The organism is Sphingobium sp. PAMC28499 (assembly GCF_004795815.1).
Classification (GTDB): domain Bacteria; phylum Pseudomonadota; class Alphaproteobacteria; order Sphingomonadales; family Sphingomonadaceae; genus Sphingobium; species Sphingobium yanoikuyae.
The window spans coordinates 4,513,057-4,537,745 of sequence record NZ_CP039248.1 but is presented as its reverse complement, the minus strand read 5'-3'; the positions used below and the strand labels follow the sequence as shown (position 1 = coordinate 4,537,745).

General features: G+C 65.9%; 16 protein-coding genes. 6 read left to right on the top strand and 10 right to left on the bottom strand.

The window, feature by feature from the left end:
• Positions 1-6: 6 nt before the first annotated feature.
• The 6 genes from E5554_RS21480 to E5554_RS21455 form a co-directional block, all read right to left on the bottom strand.
• A complete protein-coding gene (locus tag E5554_RS21480; RefSeq protein WP_136188025.1) occupies positions 7-1,320 on the bottom strand; it encodes a carbohydrate porin in 1,314 nt (437 codons plus the stop codon).
• Positions 1,317-2,213 (bottom strand): shikimate dehydrogenase, encoded by an 897-nt coding sequence (locus E5554_RS21475; RefSeq protein WP_136188024.1) that lies wholly within the window; start codon positions 2,211-2,213, stop codon positions 1,317-1,319. The genes E5554_RS21480 and E5554_RS21475 overlap by 4 nt, the downstream gene beginning before the upstream one ends.
• Before the next feature lie 25 nt (positions 2,214-2,238).
• Positions 2,239-3,594, bottom strand: a complete 1,356-nt coding sequence (locus tag E5554_RS21470) for an MFS transporter (protein WP_097384421.1) — start codon at positions 3,592-3,594, stop codon at positions 2,239-2,241.
• Between the two features lie 151 nt (positions 3,595-3,745).
• The gene (locus E5554_RS21465) at positions 3,746-4,651 is read right to left on the bottom strand and encodes a LysR family transcriptional regulator (RefSeq protein WP_010338498.1); all 906 of its coding nucleotides are present in this window, start codon (positions 4,649-4,651) and stop codon (positions 3,746-3,748) included.
• 158 nt (positions 4,652-4,809) lie between these two features.
• A complete protein-coding gene (locus E5554_RS21460) occupies positions 4,810-7,503 on the bottom strand; it encodes a TonB-dependent receptor (RefSeq protein WP_136188023.1) in 2,694 nt (897 codons plus the stop codon).
• A gap of 73 nt (positions 7,504-7,576) precedes the next feature.
• A complete protein-coding gene (locus E5554_RS21455; RefSeq protein ID WP_136188022.1) occupies positions 7,577-9,211 on the bottom strand; it encodes a serine hydrolase domain-containing protein in 1,635 nt (544 codons plus the stop codon).
• Positions 9,212-9,490: 279 nt separating this feature from the next.
• On the opposite strand from E5554_RS21455, the gene E5554_RS21450 reads away from it, so the two are divergent.
• The 3 genes from E5554_RS21450 to E5554_RS21440 all read left to right on the top strand — a co-directional run bounded on the left by E5554_RS21450 (position 9,491) and on the right by E5554_RS21440 (position 13,191).
• Complete coding sequence (locus tag E5554_RS21450) at positions 9,491-10,156, top strand: response regulator transcription factor (RefSeq protein WP_004208320.1); 666 nt, start codon at positions 9,491-9,493, stop codon at positions 10,154-10,156.
• Positions 10,157-10,183: 27 nt separating this feature from the next.
• Positions 10,184-11,674 carry an ATP-binding protein gene (locus tag E5554_RS21445; protein ID WP_136188021.1) on the top strand — a complete coding sequence of 497 codons (1,491 nt, stop codon included), beginning with the start codon at positions 10,184-10,186 and terminating at the stop codon, positions 11,672-11,674.
• 92 nt (positions 11,675-11,766) lie between these two features.
• Entirely contained in the window at positions 11,767-13,191 is a 1,425-nt protein-coding gene (locus E5554_RS21440) for a CapA family protein (protein ID WP_136188020.1), read from the top strand.
• 22 nt (positions 13,192-13,213) lie between these two features.
• Here the strand turns inward: E5554_RS21440 and E5554_RS21435 are convergent, their stop codons facing one another.
• Genes E5554_RS21435 through E5554_RS21420 form a run of 4 tightly spaced genes read right to left on the bottom strand, consistent with a single transcriptional unit; the run spans position 13,214 to position 20,058 of the window.
• Positions 13,214-14,434, bottom strand: coding sequence for a Wadjet anti-phage system protein JetD domain-containing protein (locus E5554_RS21435; RefSeq protein ID WP_136188019.1), 1,221 nt, complete (start codon positions 14,432-14,434; stop codon positions 13,214-13,216).
• Positions 14,431-17,874 carry an SbcC/MukB-like Walker B domain-containing protein gene (locus E5554_RS21430; RefSeq protein WP_136188018.1) on the bottom strand — a complete coding sequence of 1,148 codons (3,444 nt, stop codon included), beginning with the start codon at positions 17,872-17,874 and terminating at the stop codon, positions 14,431-14,433. Before E5554_RS21430 ends, E5554_RS21435 begins: the two co-directional genes overlap by 4 nt.
• On the bottom strand, positions 17,871-18,539 hold the full coding sequence (locus E5554_RS21425; RefSeq protein WP_136188017.1) for a DUF4194 domain-containing protein: 669 nt from the start codon (positions 18,537-18,539) through the stop codon (positions 17,871-17,873). The genes E5554_RS21430 and E5554_RS21425 overlap by 4 nt, the downstream gene beginning before the upstream one ends.
• Positions 18,529-20,058, bottom strand: coding sequence for a Wadjet anti-phage system protein JetA family protein (locus E5554_RS21420; RefSeq protein ID WP_037507621.1), 1,530 nt, complete (start codon positions 20,056-20,058; stop codon positions 18,529-18,531). The genes E5554_RS21425 and E5554_RS21420 overlap by 11 nt, the downstream gene beginning before the upstream one ends.
• Positions 20,059-20,571: 513 nt before the next feature.
• Here E5554_RS21420 and E5554_RS21415 point away from each other — a divergent pair.
• From E5554_RS21415 to E5554_RS21405, 3 genes are read left to right on the top strand one after another with little or no spacing between them, the layout of a single operon-like run.
• The gene (locus E5554_RS21415) at positions 20,572-20,892 is read left to right on the top strand and encodes a hypothetical protein (RefSeq protein WP_010338507.1); all 321 of its coding nucleotides are present in this window, start codon (positions 20,572-20,574) and stop codon (positions 20,890-20,892) included.
• Positions 20,889-23,732 carry a response regulator gene (locus E5554_RS21410; protein WP_136188016.1) on the top strand — a complete coding sequence of 948 codons (2,844 nt, stop codon included), beginning with the start codon at positions 20,889-20,891 and terminating at the stop codon, positions 23,730-23,732. Before E5554_RS21415 ends, E5554_RS21410 begins: the two co-directional genes overlap by 4 nt.
• Positions 23,729-24,673 carry a diguanylate cyclase gene (locus E5554_RS21405; RefSeq protein ID WP_004208311.1) on the top strand — a complete coding sequence of 315 codons (945 nt, stop codon included), beginning with the start codon at positions 23,729-23,731 and terminating at the stop codon, positions 24,671-24,673. Before E5554_RS21410 ends, E5554_RS21405 begins: the two co-directional genes overlap by 4 nt.
• The last annotated feature ends 16 nt before the right edge of the window (positions 24,674-24,689 follow it).

Below are 24,689 nucleotides of genomic sequence, written 5' to 3'. Positions count from 1 at the left end.
GCGGGATCAGAGGATCAGCTTGATCGTCATGCCGGCCACCACCGCATCGGGATAGCGGCTCGTCGCCCCGACGCGGTGGATATATTGGAGGTTGGGGCGCAGCAGCAATGCGCGGGTCGCCTGCCAGCCATAGAAGATTTCGCCGCTCGCTTCCCAGCGCTGCGGATCGACATCCTGTCCCAGCAGCTGCTGGTCGCGCTGGCGATCGGCAATGCGCGGATTGACCCTGGCATAGACGAGGCCGAGGCCGAAATTGTCCCTGGGCCGATTGTCCCACAGGCCGCGCGCGACGAAGCCGCCGCTCAGGAACAAGGGGACGCGCGCGGTCGCCCGGTCGGACAGGGTCATGGTGCCGAACAGCGACAGGCCGCGTTCGCCGGGGCCGAAGCGGATGATCATCTTTTCCGCCATCGCCCAGGCGCTCCACCGTTCGCGTCGGGTGGCCGGGGCGAGGGCGGACAGGGCGTAGGAATCGCCATTGGCGTCGGCATAGACATCGGGCTTGTCGGTCGTGTCGATGAGGCCGCCGAGCCGGACCAGGCCGGGCAACTGTTCCGCACCCTGGCCCGATTTCCAGCCCAGTTCGACCGGCAGGACGACACTGTCGAAACGCGGCGCCAGTTGCCAGCCATTGCCGGTTTGGGCGCGGATGCTGTTCACTTCGAAGGCGGCGACGCTGATGCTCAGCCCATGGCCGATGTCCTGCCGGGCGCGAACGCCCCAGCGCGGGATCGGGAAGCCGGAAAAGCCGCTATTGTAGAACAAGGTGGTCGGGCGCGGGCAGAAGGCGAAATTCTGGAACTGACAGCCCGAGGGCAAGGTCGCGAAATCGTCGCCCGTATGGTAGAGGCCGATCTTGAGCGCGGTCCGGCCGCCGTTCAACTGCTGCTCATAGCTCAGTTCCGCCGGGCGCAGATCCTGCCCGCCGCCGAACAGTTCCTGCACCTCGAACAGATTGCCGATACGGGTGGCGGTCAGATCCTGCCCCTTGCGATGGATGATCGTCGCGATGATCTTGCCGCCGGCAAGGCCGAACGCCTTGCCGGTGTCGACGACCGCCGATGCCAGCAATTGCTGGGTGTAGGCCGCGCCCTGATCGCGCCCGCCGCTGATCGATGCGGCGCTTTCGGAGACATAGGAGAAGGTGAGGTTGATGCCGCTGTCCTTCAGCCTTGTGCGCCAGCCGGCCTGGGGCATGGCCGGTGGCGGGGGTGGGGGCGTCTGAGGTCCGGCGGGCGGACCATGCAATTGCGGGGCGGGTTTCACCGCTTCGGCGACCTGGACGGGCAGGACGATGGCGGGCGGACTGTCGGCGATCATGGCGCGACAGCCGCATCGGTCGCGCGGGCGAAGTCCGCCAGCATGCGGTCGCTGTCCGGCGCGACCCCTGTGAACAGGGCGAAGGCATGGGCCGCCTGCATCACTGCCATGCCGCCGCCGGTCAATATGGCGCAGCCCTTCGCCTGCGCGGCCATCAGCAACGCGGTGTGCAGCGGGAAATAGATGATGTCCGACACCCATTGATCGGGCGTCAGCAGATCGGGATCGAACGGCAGGCCGGGATGGCTGAGCATGCCGATCGGGGAGGTCTGGACCACGCCATCGGCGTCCGCGATGGCATCGGCCGCATGGGCCATGGCCTGCACCTGCGCCGCCGGGAAGAGCGCGCCAAGCCGATCGGCCAGCGCCGCCGCGCGCTCCTGTGCCGGATCGACGATGGCAAGATGCGTCGCGCCAAGGTCGAGATGGGCATAGCCGACCGCTGCCGCCGCGCCGCCCGCACCGATCATCGCGATCCGGCCGCGCGGCCGATCGGCAAGGCCAGCGAGGAAATGGGCGCGATAGCCCGACCAGTCCGTATTGTCGCCATGGGCCCGGCCGTTGCGGAACAATATGGTGTTGACCGCGCCCAATGCCCGCGCTGCGTCGGACAGGCTGTCGAGCAAGGGCATGACCGCCTGCTTGAAGGGATGGGTGACGTTGATCCCGTCAAAGCCCATCGCGCCCAGCATTGGCAGCAGGCGGGGCAGGTCGTCCGCGCCATAGCCCATCCGATCGGCATCGAGGATGCGGTAGACGAGGGTTAGGCCGAGCGCCCTTGCCTCTGTTTCGTGCATGTGCGGGCTGCGCGATCCGGCGATGCCCTGGCCGATCAGGCCGCAGAGAATGGACGCGCGGAGGCGATCCGCGACGGGCGCGGGGGACTGGAACATGGCATTATCCTTGGAAGAGGGGCGGTCAGTCGGCCTTGGGCAGGCGGATCATCGCGGCGCAGATGCCCGCGATGACGGCCGGCACCGCGAAGACACCGAAGATGACAGGCAATGAGACTTTCGCCGCGAGCAGGAAGCCGCCCAGCATCGGCCCGATCACCGCGCCGATACGGCCGACGCCCATGGCCCAGCCGATGCCGGTGCCGCGTGCTTCGGGCGGATAGAGGCTGGCGGCGAGCGGGTAGCAGCCGTTGAAGCCGCCCTGGACGAAGACGCCGATCAGGAAGGCGGTGGCGAGCGTCGCGACCAGTGGCATGGCGACCGATCCGAACAGGACCAGCGTGACGGCTGCGGCCGACATATAGCCCAGGATCAGGCGGCGCAGGTCGAAATGGGTGCCCGCGATGCCGATCAGGGTCACGCCGACAAAGGCGCCGATATTGTAGATGGCGCCGGCATAGATGGCGTCCTTGGCCGGCAGGCCAGCTTCGACCGCCAGCTTGGGAATCCAGCTGATGACGAAATAGAGTGTCATGAAGCCCGAGATGGTGGCCATCCACAGCAGGATGGTGCCGGTCGCGCGGCCATCGGTCAGCAGGCCGCGCACGCCGGCCTTGTTGGCTTCATGCACCTTCTTGGCGGGCAGCGTATCGACCGCCGGCTGGCCCATCGAGCGGAGCAGGCGGTTGGCCTTTTCCAGCGCGCCCTTGGGCTGGCGGCTGAGCAGGAAGTCGATGCTTTCGGGCAGCAGCAGCCAGACGAAGGGCAGGGACAGGGTGCAGAGGATCGCCGCGCCCAGCAGCATCGCCTGCCAGCCGTAAATGGGCAGCAGGTTGGCGACGACGAAGCCGGTGATGGTGGCGCCGACCGGATAGCCGGCCTGGAGGAAGCCGACCGCGAAGGTGCGGTGCCGGGGCGGGGCATATTCGGCGGTCAGCGCCGCCATGCTGGCCAGCACCGTGCCGATGCCGATGCCGACGATGAAGCGGCTGACGATCAGTTCGCCGATATTGGCGGCCATGGCCGAGCCGAACATGGCGCCGGCCATCATCACCAGCGAGGCGAGGATCAGCTTGCGGCGACCGAACCTGTCGGCCATCGGCGCGATCAGCAGGCCGCCGGCGGCCATGCCGGCCAGCCCGGCGCTGAACACCACGCCCAGCCGTTCGGGCGTCACCTGCCAGTCGGTCGACAGGGCAGGGGCGATATAGGACAGGATCAGCACGTCCATGCCGTCGAGCATGTTGAGGATGAAGCAGATGGCGACGACCAGTATCTGGCGCGCGGTCCATAGGCTGTCCGATGCGACGGGCGCAGCCTGGCCGTCAACGGTCACATAGGGCCGCACGGACACGCTGCCGGTGGCGGAATAGCTGGCCATCTCGAATAATGCCTTTCATCCTCTCGCGGCGCCCTGCGCCCTTGCCTTGCTTGTCCGGTGGCCTGTCGGCTTCTATTCTGCGGATGGCTATGCCTCATCCATTCAATAGGTAATTTCCACCGCTCCAGATGCGCTTCTCTATATCGCTATGTTATGGCTTCGGCGGGCGCGGCAGGGCGAGCATCGCACTGCGGGCAATCTCCTCGAAGGTTTCGCCGATGATGGCGCGCGGCGATTCCATATTGCGGTTGATATAGACCGGAAGCACGCCGGGGTCTTCAAATTCCAGGAAGCGGACGGTGTCGGCATGGGGCTGCATCGCGGTGAAGCTGTCGACCAGCGCCACGCCCATGCCGTTCGCGACGAAGGCGACCGCGGTTTCGGCGAAGCGGATATAGGTGGAAACGTCCGGTTCCTGCCCGGCGCGGGCGAACATGTCGGCGATGATCCGGCCATGGGGCGTGTCGGGGCGGAAGGATTGCAGTTGCGCGCCGGCAAGGTCCGCCACGCCGATCCGGTCGCGATCCGCCAGTGGATGATGGCTGGGCACGGCGCAGACCATGCGCCCGGCGCCGATCCGGCTGGACAGGATGTTGGGATGGTCGATCGGAAAGACGGTCAGCGCATATTCGCCGCGCTGGAGCGCGAGATAATCGATCGCCTGTTCGACCGAGAGAATGTCGAACTGGATGGTGAGGCCGGGATAATTGGCGCTGAGGCGGGCCAGCATCTGGGGCAGGATCGAATGGCCGAGCGAGGGCGATGCGCCGACGCGAAAGGTCTTGTCCTCCCCCTTGGCCAGCCGGCGGATGACATGGGCGAGATCGTCGAAGCCCTTGTAGATGCGCTCGATCTCCTCGAACAGCACGCCGGCTTCCTGGGTCGGCACCAGCCGGCCGCGGGTGCGGTCGAACAGGCGGAACTGCAGCCTGTCCTCCATATGGCCGAGCATCCGGCTGAGGCCGGGCTGGGACGTGCCGAGCATCCGCGCGGCGCCGCTGACCGTCTTGGTAATCATGACGGCGCGGAAAATTTCTATCTGTCGAACCGTGAGCATCGAACGTCCATGATCCTGCACCGGATGGATAGCGCGTGCTAGCCCAGCGGGGCGGCGCATGAAAGCCCGCCGCGTGGGTGCCGGTCGTTCGAAGGCGGGTTTCCAATGTGCGCGGGCAGGGGGCAAGGGGGTGCCCGCGCACATCGGTCAGCCAGGGATCAGAAGCGAACCTTGGCACCGACCGTCATGTAACGGCCGATCGTGTCATAGTGGATCGCGCCATAGGTGGTCAGCGGCGGATCGCGGTCGAACAGATTGTTGACGTTGGCGAACAGGGTGAACTTGTCGACATTCACCTGGGCACCGAGGTCGACATAGACGCGGGCGGCGATGTCGTTGTTGGCGATGTCCAGCGCATGGTTGAACTTGCCGCCGCCGACATAGCGGACGCGGGCGTCGACCGAGACGTCCTGGCTGCTGTAGTTGATCGACCCGGTGGCGCGCCAGTGCGGCGTGCCGAAGCTGACATTGTCGCCCACGTCACCGGCGCGGTCGACGCTGGTCATGCCGTCGTTGATCAGCACCTTCTCGACATAGGTGGCGAGGCCCCGGAAGCGCATCGTGCCGCCCAGACCGCCGCTCACCTTGCTCAGCGGCAGGGTGTAGCTGGCCTCGATATCCACGCCGGCGGTCTTGTATTCGGCCAGGTTGATATAGGTGGTGTAGATGGTGGTCGGGGCACCGGCAGTGTCACGCACGATCTGGCTGCACAGGTCGGTATTGCCGTTGGCGCAACCGCTGATGACGTCCTGTGCGCCCAGCGAGGTGATCGCGTCCTTGAGCTTGATGTTGTAATAGTCGACCGACAGGTTGAAGCCCGGCAGGAAGGTCGGCGTGAACACCGCGCCGGCGGTCAGCGTGCTGCCGATTTCGGGCTTCAGGTTCGCATTGCCGCCGCCATAGCGGGTGATCGAGTAGGTGCTGCCATTTTCCGCGACCGTGGTGAAGCTGGTCGTGGTGGTGGTGTAGAGCTCCGCCAGGCTGCCCGAGCGGATGTCACGCGAACGCGACACGCGCAGCAGCAGATTGTCGAAGATGCGATCGGTCACACCCAGCTTCCACGACCAGATGCCACCGCTGGTGCTGTAGCGGCTGTAGCGGGCCGCACCGTTGACATCGAGCTTGCTGAACGGCTGGTCGAGCAGCGGGATGGCGACTTCGCCGAACGCTTCCTGGACGTTGAACCCGCCGTCGAGCGGCGAGAAGTTGAAGCGGCTGAAGCCCTTGGCGGCCGAGGTGGCGTCGAGGCTGTTGGTGACCTGTTCTTCCCAGCGGGCTTCCGCACCGAAGGCGACCGAAACCGGGCCGGCCCAGGTGGAGAAGGGATCGCCGCGCAGGCTGGCGCCGGCGCTGTCGAGCTTGGTGGTGTAGACGACGCGGGCGACATTGCCGAACACATAGTCGATCGCGTCCTGGCTGGCGGCGCCTTCGCCCAGGATGTTGAGCGGGCGGCAGGCGGTCGTCGGATCGGTGAGCGCGGTGCGGCAGACGATGTTGCCGCTGCTGTCGGTCACGGCATCCAGCGCGGCGGTCAGGTTCGCGCCGGTGATCTGGTTGTCATAGCTCTGCATGTTGCGGTTTTCGCCATGGCTGTAATAGGCCGAATAGCGCCATTTGCCGTCCGCGAAGCTGCCGTCGACGCCGATCGCGCCTTCCACATTCTGGCGATAATAGCCGAAGGTGCGATAGCCATAATCCTCGAAGAAGCGGCCAACCTTGATGCTGGTCTCGCCGGCGGCGGCGAGTTGATCGCGGATCGACTGCGACAGATAGGGATTGCTGGCCGACAGGGTGTAGGTGCCATTTTCCGCATAGAAGGGATATTTGGCCCAGATGCGGCTGTAGCTGCCGTCCGCCCAGAAGGTGGCGTCGCCAACCTCGAAGCTGGCGCGGGCATAGCTGTTGACGCGCTGATAGGGGTTGGTCAGCGCATATTCGTCGTTGGTGGCCACGCCTTCGCCGCCGACCATGGTCGAACCGCTGATCTGGCTGCCATATTGGAAGGCGCGCAGCGTGCCGTCCGAATTGAAGGTCTGGCCCTTGAGCGTGCCCGAGGTGATCAGGCCGCCGAGGCTGGTGGTCGAGCTGTTGACGTCGCGCACCAGGATATAGTCATGGTCGCCCGTAGTCGGCGAGAAGAGGTTGGCGCTGCCGACATTCTTGCGCGAATTGCGGTCGAGAATGCCCTCGTCATTCTGATATTCGGCGCCGATCATGAAGTGGCCGCGACCGTCGGCGAAGTGGGTGCCGAAGGTGCCGTCGAAGCTGTAGCGATAGCCGTCGCCACGCGACGACACGCCGTTCTGTGCGCCGATGGTCAGGCCTTCCAGATCATCGTCGAGCATGATGTTGACGACGCCGCCGATCGCGCCCGAGCCCCAGGCTGCGCTGGCGCCGCCGGTGACGATCTCGACCCGCTTCACCAGGCCCTGCGGCACGGTGTTGAGGTCCGACGAGCCGGTGAAGCGGCGGTTGTTGAGCAGGGTCAGGGTGCGGGTGACGCCGAGGCCGCGAAGGTCCATCGCCGACGAGGAGGAGTTGGTGTTGGCGACGGTGCTGGCCGGCGACTGGGTCGCGCGGAACTGCGGCAGGTCGTTCAGCACCTGCGCGATGCTGGGACGGGCGCCCTGGCGCAGTTCGCTCTCGCCCACGACGGTGGTCGGGGTCGGCGCGTCGAAGCCCTTGCGGTCGATGCGCGAACCGGTGACGACGATCGAACCGGCGTCATCGTCGGCGGCGGGCGTGCTGTCCTGTGCCATGGCGACCTGCGCCGTGGCGAGCGACAGGACCAGGGCGGCCCCGGCGCTGCCCGCCATCAGCAGGCGGCGAAATCCAGTGTCTTCAATACGCATTTCCAATAGTCCCCTTTTGCTCTTGCTTATGTTGTGGCCGCGACCCGAGCGGCTCTTGTGTGATGGCTGAAAATCAGTCGGCGACGCGGCGGAAGGCGACGTCGTAGGCACGCCCTTCGCCAAAGCGCAGCGCGGTGACCGCGCCCGATGCGTCGCGTTCGAACTTGACGGTGATGCGGCCGGCGCCCGGCGCGGCCTCGCCGGTGAAGACGTCGGCATAGGCGGGGCTGAGCGGCGTGTTGTACCAGCGCGGGCCGCTATAGGTCAGCGTGTCGCCCTGCTGCTTGAAGCTGAGGCAGGCGAAGGTGTCGACGCCGCAGAAGCGGCCGACATAGGGCTTGGCATCGAAAGCGGTGACGGCGTCGACCTTGCGATAGGCGATCTTCTCGCCCTCGCGATGTTCCAGCGTCAGGCTGGTCTTGCCAAAGGCGAAAATATCCTCGCGCTGTGCCCAGCGGCCCGGACCCACCGGGGTCAGCACCCGGCCGTCGGCGCGCAGATTGCCCTTGTCATCGCTGTCGAAGCGGACCGGGAAACCGGTCATGCCGTCGGCATAGGTGCCCGAGGGCAACGGCCCCTTGGGGGTATAGGTCTTGGCCTTGTAGGCGGGCAGGAAGATGTCGGCGACATCGCGGCCCAGCACCGGCGTATCGGCATTGCCGCTATTGCAGAGCAGCGACACGGCGAGCTTCTGCTGCGGATAGCGGGCCATCCAGGCGCGATAGCCGCCGGTCGAACCGCTGTGGCTGACTTCCTGCTGGCCATGATGATCGAGATTCACCAACGCCAGTGCATAGGCGATCGGCGTGCCGTCATTGAGCTTGGTCGGCGTCTGCATTTCGGCGGTGAAGCCGGTGCCGAACGTGTCGGCGTCGAGCGCCGCCTGCCACTTCACCAGGTCGCCGACCGTGGTCAGCAGGCCGCCATTGCCATAGGCGTCCTCGATCACCTGGTCGTTGCGATAGACGCCATCGTCAAATTCATAGGCGCCGGTGCGGCCGGGCACGACATCGCCATGGTCGTCGCGCCAGCGTGTGTGGGTCATGCCCAGCGGCTTGAAGATATGATCCTGGGTGAAGTCGGCGAGCGACTGGCCGCTGACCCGCGCGACGATGATGGCGAGCAGGTTATAATTGCTGTTGCTGTAGAGATAATGGCTGCCGGGCGCGAAGTTCAGTTCCTTCTGGCGCGCGACGATGTTCAGCATGTCCTGATTGTCGGCGGTGCGGCTGTTGCGCGGCCAGCCCTCGATCGCAGCGACCGAACCCCAGTCCCGCAGGCCGCTGGTGTGGTGCAGCAGGTGGCGGATCGTGACCGGAGTGCCGTAATCGGGCATTTCCGGCACGACCTTGCGGATGTCATCGTCCAGCGACAGCTTGCCGGCATGGGCCAGCATCAGGGTCGCGGCGGCGGTGAACTGCTTGGAGTCCGATCCGGCCTCGAAGATGCTGTCCGGGGTGAGGGGGACGCCCAGTTCCAGGCTGGCCATGCCATAGGCGCGAGTGGCGATCGCCTGGCCATTGCGCGAGACGGCAACGGCGCAGCCGGGGGCCGTCTTGCTGTTCCAGCGCGCGAACAGCGCGTCGAGACGGGCGAGCGATGCGGCATCAGCCGGGGTCGGGCTGGCCGATTGCGCCATGGCGGCAGCGGGCAGTGCCGCAGCCATGCAGATGAGCGCCCCCGCGAGCGAGGACCGAACGGTCGTCATATCTATTTTCCCCTTGTGCGCCCGAAGCGCTCTTGCCGCGCTGCGATCTGTTTTTTCCGGCGGCGCGTACGGCGGAAAATCCGTCGTCGTCCGTCTTTCCTGGCGAGTCCTAACCGGAGTCGCTGTCACGAACCTGACACAGAGAGGGGTGATGGGGCCGATCTTGCAATCAACGGCAAGATAAGGGCTTTTTATTTGGTATTTGCATTCCTGCTGTGGATGTGTATCGCAATTTAATGTCGATCGAGGGTGCCTGCCGGGATCGGTAGGAGTGCTGTAATGCGTTTGTTGCTGGTGGAAGATGATGAGCGTCTGGCGCGGGGGATCATGGCCTCGCTGGAAGGCGCGGGCTTTGCCGTCGACATATTGACCAGCGGCGAGGATGCGCTGCGGCTGGCCGATCAGGAACCCTATAGCGCGATCATCCTGGACCTGGGTCTGCCCGACCTGGACGGCCTGGAAGTGCTGAGTCGGCTGCGCGCGCGCGGCGCGCGGACGCCGATCATCATCCTGACCGCACGTGACATGATCGACGACCGGATCAATGGTCTGGATCGCGGCGCCGACGATTATATGGCCAAGCCGTTCGATCCGCGCGAACTGGAATCGCGGGTCCGCGCGCTGGTGCGGCGCAGCCAGGGCACGCTCGATCCGGTGCTGCGCATCGGCACGCTGAGCTTCGACCGGTCCAGCCGCACCGTCTATCTGGAAGGCAGCATGATCGACCTGCGCCGGCGCGAACTGGCGGTGCTGGAGACGCTGATGGGCCGGCCGGGCAAGGTGGTGGCCAAGGAAAGGCTGTCGGCTGAAGTGTTCAACTTCGACGATGCCGTCACGCCCAATGCGCTGGAGGTCTATGTCGGCCGCCTGCGCCGCAAGTTGCAGCCGTCAGGCCCGTCGATCCGCACGATCCGCGGCCTGGGCTATATGATCGAAGCGGCCTGAGCGCCGGACTGATCGACAGCCACACATATGCGCAGATTGTCTTCCTCGCTGCGGCTGCGCCTGACCGGCGCGGTGATGATGCCGCTGACGGCGCTGGTGCTGGTCTTTTCCGTCATCACCGCGCTGGTCAATCACAATACGGAGGCGGACACGGTCGACCGGGTGCTGGTGGGGTCGGTCCGGACGCTCAGCCTTGCCTATAACAGCCCGCCCGCCGACCAGAAGCGGCTGGTGCCGCTGGTCATCCACCTGCTCCAGCGGCGCGCCCGGCCGGTGGTCCATTACAGCGTCTATCGCGGCGACAGGCTGGTCGCCGGCGATCCCAGCCTGAAGCCGCCTGCCGACTATCGCGCGGACTGGGATGGCGTGACCGATCGCCATCCGCCCGCGACCTTCAAGAATGCCTATCGCAAGACGCCGCTGGTGCGCGGCTATCTCGATCCGGCGGACGCCCATTATGTTACCCAGGCGGCCTATCTGCGCAGCGGCACGCTGCACGGCAAGCCGGTGCGGATCGCGACGGAGATGCGCCGCGCCTATGGCGATGACAGGCTGATCGCGATCCAGATTGCCGACTATCTGGATGATCGGTCCGCCTATGAACGGCTGTTCCTGCGCCAGGTGCTGCTGGTCGGCGTCGCGGTGCTGCTGGTCACCGGGCTGCTCTTCTGGTGGGCGATCCGCTGGGGGCTGCGGCCGCTGTCGGACCTGACGGGGCAGGTGGAGGCCGCCCGGCGCGAGGCGTCGCCGGCTTTCCGCATGGAAATGGCGGACGCCACGCCGGTCGAGATCAAGCCGTTCGTCGCGGCCTTCAACGGGCTGATGGCGCGGCTGGAGCGGGCGACCAATTCGCTGCGGCAGTACACCTCCAACGCCTCGCACCAGATGCGCACGCCGCTCGCCGTGGCGCGGGTCCATCTCGACGTGCTCGATCGCTATGGCGCGGCCTCGCCACAGGGCAAGGCGGCGTTGCAGGATATTCCCCACGCCATCGACAGCTTGGAGCAATTGCTGCGCCAGTTGATCGCGCTCGCCCGCAGCGAGGAGGATGGCGACATGCGCATGGGGCCGTTCGACCTGTCCGAAGTCGCCGCGGACGTGATCGCCGATCGCGCTGCCCAGGCGCCGGCCGATATCGAGATCGGCTATGACAAGGCGATGGTCGGTCCGGCCATGGCAGTCGGCCAGCCGGGGCTGGCGGCGGAACTGATCGGCAATCTGCTCGACAATGCGATCCGCTACAACCGGCCGGGTGGCACGGTGACCGTCCATCTCTATCGCCGCGAGGGGCAGGCGATGGTCGATATCGACGATGATGGTCCGGGCATTCCCGAGGCGCAGCGCGAGAAGGTGTGGGACCGTTTCTATCGCTTGCCGGGCAACAGCGCGACGCCGGGCACCGGCCTTGGCCTGCCGATCGCCCGCGCTCTGGCCGACCGGATGGGCGCGCAGATCAGTCTGGCCGACGGACGGACCGGCCGGGGGCTGTGCGTCACCATCGCGTTTCGCGCGGAATAGGTCCAGCGAACAGAAAAGCCTGTCCCGGCGACAGGTTCATGTCAGCCCGACCGGCTATCCCCGACACAAAGTTACAAAGGGGAAGTCCGTTGATGCTGTCCAAGATTCTTCGCCGCCGCGCGGTGCGCAGCCTGTCGCTGGCCGGCGCCGCGCTGATGATGACCGCGCCGATCGTGGCCCATGCCGAGGAAGAGGAAAGCGGCGGCCAGCTGTCGACCAGCCGCGTGCCGACCAGCCCGATCGCCGGCGATTTCAGCTTCGCGGCGGTCGGCGACCTCATTTATCTGCGACCGATGCTGGCGACGATCGAGCAGCAGTCGCCCGACATGCTGCGCATCCTGCGCGGCGCGGACGTGACCTTCGGCAATTTCGAGACGACCGCGCTCGACCTCAAGACCTTCAAGGGCTCGCCCCAGGCGGAGTCGGGTGGCACCTGGATGCTGGCCGATCCCGCCGTCCCGGCCGATGTGGCGAAGATGGGCATCGACATTGTTGGCCATGCCAACAACCACGCCACCGACTGGGGTGTGGAGGGGCTGTATGATACGCTGGCGCTGCTCGACGGCGCGCATATCGTCCATGCCGGCACCGGCCGTTCGATGACGGCGGCGCGCGCGCCGGCCTATTATGACGGGCCGCATGGCCGCGTCGGGCTGGTGTCGGCCACCACCAGCTTCACGCCGATGTCGCCGGCCTCCGATCCGCTGGGCCAGGTGCCCGGCCGTGGCGGCGCCAATGCCATCCGCAGCGTCGAGGTCGGTCTGGTGTCCGACACCGATCTGGCGACGATCGCGCGGCTGGCGGGCACCAAGGCGGGCGCGCCGGTCAAGATGAAGGGCCGCGAATATCGGGCGACGACAACCCCGACCGCACCGATGACGATCGAATATGATCTCAACGCCAGGGATGTCGCCGCCAACATGCTGGCCGTGCGCCAGGCCAAGCAGAATGGCAATTTCGCTGTCTTCTCGCTGCATAATCATGAGCCCGGCAATGCCAGCCAGACGCCCGCCAATTTCGCCCAGGGTCTGGCCCATCAGGCGATCGATGCCGGCGCGGATGCCTATGTCGGCCATGGCCCGCACCAGCTGCGCGGGATCGAGATCTACAAGGGCAAGCCGATCTTCTATTCGCTCGGCAACTTCGCGATGATGAACAACAGCCTGGATGACCTGCCGGCCGACATGTACGACCAGTTCGGCATCACGCCGGGCAGCGTGACCGCGCCCGAGCTGCTGCAGGCGCGCGGCGCGAAGGAATTTGGCGATCCCAACCTCTATGAAACGGTGATCGCGGTCAGCCATTACAAGGATGGCCAGCTGAGTGAAATCCGCCTCTATCCCGTTGACCTGGGCGTCAATGCGACGGGTGCAGGCAAGGGCGTGCCGCACCTGGCCGATGCCCCCACCGGCGCGCGCATTCTGGAACGGCTGCAGCGCCTGTCCGCGCCCTTCGGCACGAAGATCGAGACGGTCAAGGGCGTGGGCGTGATCCGCGTGGCGGCGACCCGCCCCTGATCGAATAGCGGGAAAGATGCGTTCACTGCTTCGGGCCTTTGCGGCCCGAAGCAGTGCATAGATCGGGATGGTGCGGCGCGAGGCTTTCCTGTTCCAGCATCAGCTCGCAATTGGTGAGCGCTTCCCGGAGAGGATGGATTGCGCTGTCCGCCGGTGGCGCATCGGCCTTGCGCAACGCCATGGCGCGGGGCACGCCCTGCGCCATGAGCGTCGCAGAATCCATGAGATGGGGATGCAAGCGCAGCCCGTGATCCGCCAGCGCCTGTTCCAGATGCCTGAAAATACGGATGCCGCCGCCATCCATATCGCCCCAATGGAACAGCGGCGCATCGGCGGCGGCGGCCAGACGGACAATCTGTTGTAGATGGGCATGGGAGGGGAAGCCCCCGGTATAGACGATCAGGGCGCCGAGATTGGCGTTGATCTCCCGGACATGCCGCACGAAAGAGACATAATTTTCGATGGTCAGCACATAGGCGACCGGCCCTGTCAAGGCGATGGCGCCAGCCTGTTCCGGTGGTATGCCATAATAGCTTAGCCGAGGCAGCGATTGGTCGCCCAATATGAGCGAACCGCTGAGCAGAAGCGGCTGGGGCATCCGAACGATGCCCAGACCGGTCAGCCAATGTTTTGGCGACACACTGCCTTCGGGCGCATGATCGGGATGGAGATAGGCGAAGAGCCGTGCCACGATCGGTGTCAGCCGTTCGAGCGCCTTGCTGTCGGTCCCCGCTGATCGCGAGAAGCTGCGATAATCGATCAGGCCGGCGTCGCCCTCGTTCATCCGCACGGCAAGTGCCTGCACCAGTTCGAGCGCGTCGGTGAGGCCGGTCACATCATGGGGAGCAAGGCCGAAACATCCTACGCCACGAGTCCAGCTTTCGGCTATCTGCCCCAGCAGGGCGATCATTTGTGCTGACAGGCCAGGGCGCGCGCGGATCGTCGCGAGCCTCGCATCGACATCGCTACGGGCTGGCCGGCGTCCGACATGGGCGTAAAGGGCGGCGGGCTCTGTCAGGCGGACATGAGCAATGTCCGCCTTGTCCCTTGTCTGCTTGATGCGGAGGCCGCCGGTCGCTTCTGCGGCTTTCAGTGCTTGCAGGAAGCGGTCCCGTGCTTCGACGCTGGAAAAGGCCTCCTCGTCGACATGGGCCAGCAAGTTTGTTGCATGAGGCTGCGCTTCGTGGCGGTCGAGAAAGTCGTGGATCATCCGGCCGACATCACTGAACCGCCTCTTGGTCATTGAGGATCATCCAGCGCGAAGAGGTCGAGCCGTTCGGCCAGCGCGGCATCGTCCAGATGCTGCGGGTTGGCGGCGCGCATCTGGGTGCGGGCATGGGGCTTGATGCGGACGGCTTCGGCGCTGGCATTGTCGCCATGGCGGAACACGTCGATCACGCTGTCGAGATTTTCATAGACGACTGCGCGCTTTTCCGATGGCGCAGCGATCACCACCTGCAGCCCGATATCGTCGTAAAATTCGAGCAGGGTGCGCTGGTTGGGGCCGTCCATCTTGCTGAACGCCTCGTCGAACACGGCAAGGCCCAGGCCCAGCTCTGCCCGCTCATATTGCCGGCGCGCACCATGATAGATGCTGGCCAGCGCCGCGCCGATGACCACATAATAGGGCACCTGCCGCTCCGCGCCGCTCGCCGTGCCCTTGCGCTTGTCATAACTGGTGGTGCGGCCCTTGTTCACATCCTCCATGCGCAGGTCGAAGGTGAAATAGTTGCGGTAATCCTGATAGGCCGAGAAATCGAGGGACTCGTCGCTCAGCAGCCGTTCGACCTCCGCCAGCGCCTGGGCATGTTCGGCGTCGCGCGGGGCGGCCCGGCCAAATAGGGCGTCGAAGGTCAGTTCGTCATGCTCGCTCTCGCGCGCCAGCCGGTGGAGCGCGGCGAACTCCTCCTTGGGACGGGCATGGAGCGTGTAGATCTCGCCATGGAGCGGCCGCATCCGCAGCGCGCGGGTGAGGTTGTCCAGCTCCGAACGCAGGTCGTTGAAACGGGCGTTCAGCTCATGGATGAAGGCGGTGCGGAACAACTGGCCGATCTGCTCGGCGGCTTCGTCGGCCTGGCGCCGATACTGGATCAGCTCATTGTCCTCCAGCGCCGCGATATTGGCGGCGAGCCAGGGCTTCACTTCGGTCGCGATCGCGCCGGGCAGGGCAATGGGTGCGCTATTGTCGAAATCGGCGCGGTAATGGCCCAGCGTCTCGCGAATTTCGCCCTGCAACGCCTGATAGGCGTCGCGGGCCTCGTCCGCGCGCTTCATCATCTCCTGCACCAGTCGGGGCAGGGCGCGTCCGCGCTGCTGGCGATAGGCCTCGCGCAGGATCGAGAGGCTGGCCGATGAGCGCACCCGATCCTTGAACAGGGCGCGCCGCGAGCGCAGGCAGAGCCAGGAGCCGGGCTGGGCATCGCCCGCATCCAGCCGCCGCTGGATTTCGATCCTGGCCTGGCCAAGCTGGCCGCGCCGGCCGATCAGTTCTTCCTTTTCCTCGGTGGCGCTGCGCAGTTGCAGCTTCACCTTGTCCAGATTGTGCTGGATCGCCGGATCGACCGTCATCGCGATCTTGTCGAGCCGGTGCTGCAATTCGGTGCGGCTTTCCTCATGCTGGTCGATCGCGGCGACCAGCAGGTCGAGCCGGTCGGCCGGATCGACATCGGCCATCAGCGGCAGCAGCTTGCGATGAATATCGTCATGGAACCGCTCGGTTTCGGCATGGACGGCGATCAGCGCCTGCCGATCCTCGATCCGGGCAAGCAGTTCGGCCTCCATCAGCGGGGCTGCGGCCCGGCCGATCTTGAGGTCGCGGGTGCGCAGCACCTCGACCACGATGCCGCTATTATAGGCGCCATCGCGCATGATCGCGCGGCCGCCGGCCAGCAATTCCGCCTGGGTGCCGGCGAGCCGCACCTGGCCGGTGCGAAAGCGCAGGAAGGCGATTGCCAATGGGTCGTCGCTGGCAAAGACGGTGGCGAGGGAATCGGTGTCGAAGCCGGGCGGCTGTTCGGCGAGGCGGCGGCTGATGATGACCCGGCATCCGCGCAAGCCGTCGCGGTTGGCGCGCACGATCTCGACCGCGCGGGACGCATGTTCGGGATCGACCAGAATCGCCTCGCGGTCGCGCCCAAGCAGGGCCTCGGCCGCTTCGCGCCATTGTGGATCGACGATTTCGGCCACCTGGCAGAGCGTGCGCGGACGCATATTCTCTCGCTCCAGCGCGGCCATCAGCCGGACGGTGCGATCGTCCAGGCTCACCTGGCCGGCGCGCGCCTTGTCGCGGCGCGCGACCAGATCGGCCAGCTCGTCCTGCAGGCCGCGCCGCTGGGCGATCGCCTGGTCGCGCCGTTCCTGGATCTTGGCGACGCTATCGATGGCGCTGCGGCGGGCGGTGGCGATGAGTTCCTCCATCGCCAGCGGATCGCGCGGCCATGTCGGCGGCTCCAGCCCATCGCTCTGCTGGCGCAGCGCCTCCAGCGCCTGGAACAGGGGGCCGAGCTTCAGGGGCGCGAGCCGCTCGCGATGGTCGAGCAGGCTGGCGCCGAGCGCGGCCGCGCGGAAACGGGCTTCGAGCCGTTGCACCACGCCGGTGCGGGCCAGGTCCACGGCCTTGAGTTCGCTGGCGACCACGGCCCGCTTGCCGGCGGCGCCTTCTGCCACGGACTGGGCGAGCAGGCTGTCCTGCCGATCGCCCAGTGCCGCGATCTCCGCATCGCAGCGGCCGATGTCATGCTGGATGTCGTCCAATTCCGCCAACGTGTCGCGCCGTTCGCGCAGATTGGCGATCAGCGCGGCGCCGGCCTCGATCATGGCGGCGAGGCGGGCGGTGCCACGGGCGACATCCTCCCGTTCCAGCAAGGTGACGAAGCGGGACACGAGTTCGGCCAGCGCCCGCAGCGCGTCGAGCCGCCGTTCCAGTTCATGCACATCCTTCTGGATGTCGCGATAGCGCTGGATGCCCTCGCGCAGCTCGCCGATGTCGATGTCGTTCCGGGCGAGCAGGAAATTATGCACGAAGCCCTCGACCGAACGCATATCCTCGAACGACAGGGCCATGACGAAGGCGCGGATGAAGCGATCCGGATCGCTGTGGCGCCGGCCAGTGAACAGCTGGCGCATATATTCGCGGATATGGTTGCGCGGGCCATCGGGGCGAATGAGCTGGGTGCCGGCCGCTGCGCAGGCCTGCTCCAGCCGTTCGCGCACCAGGCTCCAAGGCGCCGAGCGCTGCTGCCCGCCATCCAGATGCTCGATCAGCAGGTCGGTATCCACTCGCACGCCGGGCGCGATATAGCGGCCGACCACCTGTGCATCCTCGATCGCGGATGCCTCCACGCACAGGCCCACGCTCACCGGTGGGCGCATGCCGTCGGGGTCGTCGAACGTCAGCACGATGTGGGTGACGGATTCCTGGCGCAGAAACTCATGTTCGTTGAGCTGGCCGAGGCAATAGCCGCGCAGCGTGCGTTCCGACTTGCGGCTGCCGGTTTCGCCGGCGGAACGATTGAACTGATACCAGCGCCGCGAACCGCCGGTCATCACCGCCTGGATGAGGTCGATCAGCGTCGACTTGCCGGATCGATTCTGGCCCAGCACGGCGGTGTCGCCGCCGACGGCCAGGTCCTCGCGACCGAACAGATGCCATTGCACCAGTGCGATATGGGCAAGCTGCATCATGCGACCTCCTCCTCGTCGGCGTCATCCAGGTCGATGACGGGCTCCTCCGTCTCGCTTTCCTGATAGTCGCCGCCGGCCAGCAATTGTTCGAGATGGGCCATGAACTCCTCGCCCGCGACGGTGGCGATCAGCGCGCGGATGGTGATCGGCATGTCCTCCAGCTCTTCGTCGATGTCGCCCATATGGATGATCGCCCGGCGGTCGAGCGCGGTGACCAGCGCCTTGAACTCGTTGATGCCCAGTGTCGCGCGGCGGGCGCGGGCGACCATGTCCTGATAGGCGTCATAGGCGGCGTTGAGCGTCACCATCACGCTGCCATAGCGTTCGACATCGCCTTCCTGGATGCCTTCTTCCCACAATCGGCGGAACAGCAGCAGCACCAGCGTCTCGTCGATCCGCATGCGCGGATGGCCGATCTGTTCGGTGTCGGGCAGGATGCCGGCCCAGCCCTCGCTTTCGCGCACCACCAGCCGATAGCCGGCGACTTCGAAATAATCCGCCACCAGCCGCTCGACATCGGGGCGGAGCAGGACTTCGAGCAGGGCCGATGAGCCGCGATCCTGCACATGCAGGAACTGATGGCGCAGCAACTGGCTGATCGCCTGGGTCACGCGGCGCATCCGGCGCGGATCGCGCGCCTCCAGGGTCTGAAATTCACTGAGCATCTTGTATCTCTGGGGTCACGGCGTCGCCAATGCGCGAGACGGTGAAGCCCGCGCAGTGCAGCCAGTCATTGTCGATGGTCGATCCGGTATCGACCGAGAAGCGGAAATGGGGCGCCAGATGATTGGCGATGGCATTGCCCCGGCCGTCGGCATCGGCGGCCAGCACCGACAGGCGCAGGGCTTCGAGCGTCAGGAAATCATCGACCGTTTCGATCGCGAAGCGGCTGGCCTCGCCCGATCCGAAGGGCGCCACGCGCCGTTCGAGGAAGCGGCTCACCTGTTCGGGCGTGACGGCAAGGCGCGCCAGATAGTCCCGGTCCAGCCGCTTGCGCCATTCGCGCAGGGGATCGGGCGGCGGCAGGACCAGCAGGCCGCCCGAAACCGTCGAACGATAGGTGCGCGGCCGGGCGAGCAGGGCGGGGGACCAGTAGGACCGGCGCGGTTCCAGCAGACCGGACATGGACGGCGCCATATCCTGCCCATCCGTGCGGGCGAGCAGCCGATCGAGTTGCAGCAGCATCGGTTCGCTGCGCTGGAGGAAGCTGTTGCCGCGCCGTCCGGCATAGCGGACGGTGTTGCGCAGCCGCGTCTCCAGCCGGCTGCGATGCTGCTGGATGCGCTCGAAAGCCTCCTCGATCTGGTCGAACACGCGCCGCACCTTGTGCAGGTCGTCATAGACCAGATCGCGGGCGGCGGATGGATCGGGCGCCAGCCGGGCCTCATGATAGGCTTCGGCGATGGCGGCGACGTCGGCGATCGAATCCTCGATCGCGTCGAGCGCGGTGAAGATGCGATGACGGAAGCGATAGGGGTGGGAGGTGGTCGAGATGGCCGCATAATCCTGCAGCAGCAGCTTTTCGACGAAATCCTCGAAATAATGGCGCAGCCGGCGGCCGACGCTGTCGCTTTCCACCACCCGCTTGTCGATGTCGCGCAGCGCGCTCAGCACGCTGCGCAGATAGCGGCCGAAGCTGGCGGCATCGCGCGCCGCCTTGTGCAGGCCGGGCGCATTTTCCCGTGCATTGCGCTGAAGCGCTTCCAGCTCGTTCTTCACCTGGATGACAAGGCCGCCAAGCTGGTCGGACAGGCCTTCGCGCAGGCTGCAGAGAAATTCGGCCAGGCGCATGGCGCCGGCCGGCATGTCGACCGTGACCTTCAGGCCATAGCGGCTTTCCTCGATCCAGCCGGTCGCCTGAAGCCGGTTGTAGATATGCCGGGCGCGCATCATCGCCGCGCTGGTGGCCTGCGCGTCGGCGGCTTCCAGCTTGCGCCGGCGCACGCGGCGGCCCGGTCGCGCGGCCAGCTTGTCCAGCACCACCGGGCTTTCATCCTCGCGCCACAGCTCCGCATTGTCGCCCAGCAGCGTATAGATCAGCTGGACGACCTCACCCTGGGTCGGGAAATGCAGGTCGGAACGGTAGAAGCCTTCATAGAGGCCGATCAGCACGCGCTCGTAGAGAAAGCGGTTCGACCCGGCGAACAGCGCGAAGATATCGGAATGGAGTTGGCCGAACAGCATCAGGTGGCACCATGAACGGCCGGGCGGGACGCGCGATCTGGCGCGGTCGCGGCGATGGAGTCATCGCCGGTGCGCTGATGGTCGGACAGGGACGGATGATGGGCAGGCTGGCGCATTGTCCTCGGCGATGCCGGAGAAGCGCCTCCAAGGGCCGGGCGCAGCGTTGCACACGACCATAGACAGGGGCTCGTCCGGCAAAAATATGGGTTCGGTCGGCGCAGATGCCATGTTCGGACGAGCCGGGCAAGCCGATGCCGGAATTGCAGAAAAGGGAGTGAGGTTGACGTATAACTTGTAAATTAGGCCGCCAATCCAAGCTCGTTTTCTGTAATTTCATATGTAAATATTGGCCATGTCGAGAAAGGCAGGCGATCATTTTGCGAACAGAACGGGCAAAGGCCTCTTAACCATTGTAAAATGCTTCCATGGTCTAATAATGCGATGGATGGGGCAGGGTTGCTCAAGGGTTTGAACCGTCCCGCGCGCGCGGGCAGCATGGACGCGTCCTGCGCCATGTCCGCCTATTTGCCTGCGGCTTTGCTGTTGCTGGCGGGGCTGGTCGGGCTGGCGGCCGCCTGGATCATGAGCGGCAGCGGCTCGGGACGCTATCTGGTGATCGCGCCCTGGGGCGCGTCGCGGGCCGAGGCGATCAACCTGGTGCGGGCGGCCGACGGGGGGCTGGTCGGCATGGGGCGCCTGTCCAACATCATCATTGCCGGGTCGAACCGGCCGGATTTCGCGGCGGCGTTGCGCAGGGCGGGGGCCTGGGGCGTGATCGCGACGCCGTCGCGGATCGAATGCGGCGAACCATTGCCGGGGGGGCAGACATCATGATTATCGAGCTGGACAAGCTGCGTTTCCATTTCGGTCGCTTCCTCGTGCCGCTCTTCTGGGCGCATGTGCCGTTGCTGGCGACGGTGGCCCTGCTCACGGGCCATTCGCCGATCGCGGCGGCGCTGGGCGGCACATTGCTGGCGGGGGCCTATCATCTGACCTGGTGGCGGCAGGGGATCGCCCCTGCGACCCGCTATCTGTCGGCCGTCGCCCTGATGGGCGAGCCGGCGATCCTGCTGTTCCTGCTGCGCGGCCATGCCTGGCAGATGGACATGCACATGTATTTCTTCGCCATGCTGGCGCTGACCATCGCCTGGTGCGACAAGCGCGCCATCCTGGCTGCCGCGACGGCGACGGCGCTCCATCATCTGCTGCTGCTCTATCTGCTGCCCTATGCGGTGTTTCCGGGGCAGGGCAATCTGGAACGGGTGCTGCTGCATGCCGGCATCGTCGCCTTCCAGACGGCGGTGCTGGTCTGGCTGAGCGACAAGCTGGTCGAGAGTTTCCAGCGCAACCAGAAGATGGGCGAGGAGATATTGGCCAAGAATCAGGCGCTGGAGGCGCGGACCCGCGAGGCGGAGGAGGCCAATCGCGCGAAGAGCCTGTTCCTGGCCAATATGAGCCATGAAATCCGCACGCCGATGAATGCCATATTGGGCTTCTGCCATCTGGTCGCCCGGACCGACCTCGACCCCAAGCAGCAGGATTATATCGGCAAGATCAACCAGGCTGGCGTGTCGCTGCTGCGGCTGATCAACGACATCCTCGATTTTTCGAAAAATGAAGCGGGCAAGCTGACGCTGGAGGCGCATCCCTTCACCCTGCGCAGCGCGATCGAGAACCAGATCCAGCTGGTCGCGGCCAATGCCGAGGCGAAGCAGGTCAGGGTCGTCTCGCGGGTCGACGCCGATGTGCCCGAGCGGCTGATCGGCGACGAAATGCGCTTCTGTCAGGTCGTGCTCAACCTGATGAGCAATGCCGTCAAATTTTCCGAGGAAGGCACCGTCACCATCGGCCTGTCGGCGTCCGAGCAGAATGGCCGGGTGCGGCTGAAGCTGACGGTGCGCGACACCGGCATCGGTATGACGCCCGAGCAGCAGAAATCGCTGTTCCATTCCTTCACCCAGGCGGACAGTTCCACCACGCGCCGCTTCGGCGGCACCGGCCTTGGCCTCGCCATCTGTCGCCAGATCGTGGAGCAGATGGGCGGCGACATTGCGGTCGAGAGCGCACCCGGCCAGGGCAGCAGCTTCATCTGCCACATGCTGATGGATGCGGACGACCGGGCGATAGGACTGGAAATGCCCATGTCGGCGCATGTCCGCCGGCTGCGCGTGCTGGCCGCCGACGACAATCCGGCGTCGCGCCAGATCATCCATGACGTCTTTGCCGGCTGGGGCATGGCGGTGGATCTGGTGGCGTCGGGTGGCGAGGCGATCGCCGCGATCGAACATGCCGACGAACGGAGCGAGCCCTATGACTTGGCCTTGCTCGACTGGAAGATGCCCGGCCTGGACGGGATGGAGACGGTCGATACGCTGCGCGCCACGGCGCTGCGCCATCCCCAGCCCAAGGCGCTCATCATCACCGCCTATGGCGCCGACGATCTGTTGCAGGGTGTCGATACCGACAAGGTTGCCGCCTTCCTGACCAAGCCGGTCGTGCCCAAGATATTGCTGGATACGATCACCGAGATTTTTGCCGAAGAACATGCGCCCGTCGTCCATGTCGCCGCGCCGGCCACGCCCGCTTTGCCGATGGTGGCCGAAGCGCTGCGCGGGCTGCGCGTGCTGCTGGTCGAGGATAATGAGATCAACCGCGAGATTGCGGCCGAACTGCTGGACGATGCCGGGTTGAAGGTGGATTTCGCGGAAAATGGCCGCATCGCCTGCGACATGGTGCGCGAGAAGGGGGCGGGTTATGCCGCCGTGCTGATGGACGTGCAGATGCCCGAAATGGACGGCATCAGCGCCACCCGCATCATCCGCGAGCAATGGAACGCCGAGGATCTGCCGATCATCGCCATGACGGCCCATGCCTATGAGGAGGAAAAGCAGCGCTGCAAGGCCGCGGGCATGAACGATCATATCGCCAAGCCGGTGGAGCCGCCGGTGCTGGTCCGGGTGCTGGATCGCTGGTTGAAGGCGGGGCGAGTGACCACGCCGCTGCCGTCGCCGGTCGTGCCGACGGTTGCCGGTTCGTCGCTGCCCGATCGGCTGCCGCCCTTCGACCTGCCCGCCGCACTGGCGCGGGTCAATGGCAAGACCGGACTGCTGCGCAAGCTGATCGTCACCTTCGGTGACAGCTATGACCATGTCGGCCGGGATTTGCGGGCGCATTTGGCGGCAGGGTTGCTGCCCGATGCGCGGCGCCTGGCCCATAGCCTGAAGGGCGTGGCCGGATCGCTGGAACTGCCCGGCGTCCAGCAGATCGCGTCGGATATCGAACGGATGCTGGCGGCGGATGAAACCGGGCCGGCGCTGGCCGCGATCGTCGATCTGGAGGTGGCGATCGCACCGGCCATTGCTGCCGCGCGCAGCCTGACGGGTGGGGCAGAGGCATCGGACGTCGCGATCGTCACCGTCCAGGATGATGACGCGGTCGAACAGGCGCGCACCGAGTTGCGCGGGCTGCTCGCGCGCCGGAGCCTCAGCGCCCGCGCCGGGTTCGAGCGGCTGGCCCAGGCGATGGGGCTGACGCCCGATCAGCGCGCCGGCCATCCGGTTCAGCGGGCGCTGGAGCAACTGGATTATGAAACCGCCCTCGCGCTGATCGATGCCGATGCGCCGGGCGCGGGCACAGCAGGCCGGTCGATCGATCCGGCAGGAGCGACATCATGAGCAAGGCCACCATCCTGATCGTCGATGACGAGATTTCGAATATCGAAATCATGAACGCCGTGCTGGAGGATGATTATGAGATCTGCTTCGCCACGTCGGGCCAGCAGGCGCTGGACATTGCGCGCACGGTGCAGCCCGACCTGATCCTGTTGGATGTGCTGATGCCGGGCATCGACGGGTTCGAAGTCTGTCGCCAGATCAAGGCGGACATCATGCTGGTCGACATACCGATCATCTTCACCACCGGGCTTGGCGATACGGAGGATGAGATGCGCGGCCTGTCGCTGGGCGCGATCGACTATGTGACCAAGCCGATCCAGCCGGCGATATTGCGCGCGCGGGTCGGCAACCATGTCGAACTCAAGCGCCTGCGCGATCAGCTCGCGACGCTGGCCGTCACCGATGCGCTGACGGGCCTGAGCAATCGTCGCCACATGGAACGGTCGCTGCAGGCGGAAAGCGCGCGGCTGACCCGGACCGGGGAATGGATGTCGGTCATCATGCTTGACATCGATTTCTTCAAGCAGTTCAACGACACCTATGGCCATCCCGCCGGGGATCGCTGCATCGCGATGGTCGGCGCCGCGCTGACCCGCGCGGTCAAGCGCGCGACCGACCTGCCGGCGCGCTATGGCGGCGAGGAGTTCGCCTGCATCCTGCCCGGCGCGGACCCCCAGGGGGCAGAACTGGTTGCGCAGGAAATCCGGCTGCAGATCCAGTCGCTCAACATTCCCCATGCCCAGTCGCAGGTCAGTCCCTTCATCACCGTCAGCATCGGCGTCGCCAGTGCCCGTTGCCATGCCGACCTGCCCGCCGAGCTGTGGATGGCGGAAGCCGATCGCCAGCTTTACGCCAGCAAGCAGCGCGGCCGCGATTGCATCACGACCATCCAGTTCGACGCGCAGACCTGCCATGGCTATTCCCTGGCAGCCAATGAATAGGCGCTGTTCAGAGACG